Raw genomic sequence first — 894 nt, 5'->3', positions numbered from 1 at the left:
CTGTTTGAGCCAACGTACGGTGGGCAGCACCCGTCGTCAAGCAATTCGACGCCGACACCGTGGAATCGGACCTGCCGCGCACCCCGACGACCATGTCGGTTTTCCGCCAGTCTTGTCGGTGCGCGCGTGTAATGGTGAAAGGCATGCACGACGATTTCGACCGCTGTTACCGAGCCGTCCAATCCAAGGATGCCCGGTTCGACGGCTGGTTCGTCACCGCGGTGCTGACCACCAAGATCTACTGTCGGCCGAGCTGCCCTGTTCGTCCGCCGTACGCGCGCAACATGCGGTTCTACCCGACCGCGGCCGCCGCCCAGAAGGCCGGTTTCCGCGCCTGCAAGCGCTGCCGGCCGGACGCCTCCCCCGGTTCGCCGGAGTGGAACGTTCGGGGCGATGTCGTGGCGCGGGCGATGCGGCTGATCGCCGACGGTGTCGTCGATCGCGAGGGTGTCGCCGGGCTGGCCGCCAAACTCGGATATACGACGCGCCAGCTCGAGCGGCTCCTGCAGGCCGAGGTGGGTGCCAATCCGCTTGCGTTGGCGCGGGCGCAGCGGTCGCAGACGGCGCGGGTGCTCATCGAGACCACGGAGTTACCCTTCAGCGACGTCGCGTTTGCGTCGGGGTTCGCGAGCATCCGCCAGTTCAACGACACCGGGCATCGCACTGGCCGCCAGATGGCCGAACAACCCCTCGTATGCGAACGGTGTACGAACCGGCAGCCGCAGGGAGATGGCTCCGGCACCGCCGTCGCCCCCGCCGAACCGTGCCCACGCCCGCTCGCGCAGGACGGTGGGCGCCACGTCGTACACCGTGCGGACGGTGTCGTTGAACTGGCGGATGCTCGCGAACCCCGACGCAAACGCGACGTCGCTGAAGGGTAACTCCGTGGTCTCG

1 pseudogene is annotated in these 894 nt (G+C 67.9%); it reads left to right on the top strand.

The window, feature by feature from the left end:
- Positions 1-143 precede the first annotated feature (143 nt).
- Positions 144-653: pseudogene (locus A5698_RS12140) on the top strand (bifunctional transcriptional activator/DNA repair enzyme AdaA); the annotation flags it as partial.
- Between the last annotated feature and the right edge of the window lie 241 nt (positions 654-894).

It is taken from the genome of Mycobacterium sp. E136, from assembly GCF_001666865.1.
In the GTDB taxonomy this organism is placed as follows: Bacteria; Actinomycetota; Actinomycetes; order Mycobacteriales; family Mycobacteriaceae; genus Mycobacterium.
This window is presented reverse-complemented; position numbering and strand designations above follow the sequence as displayed.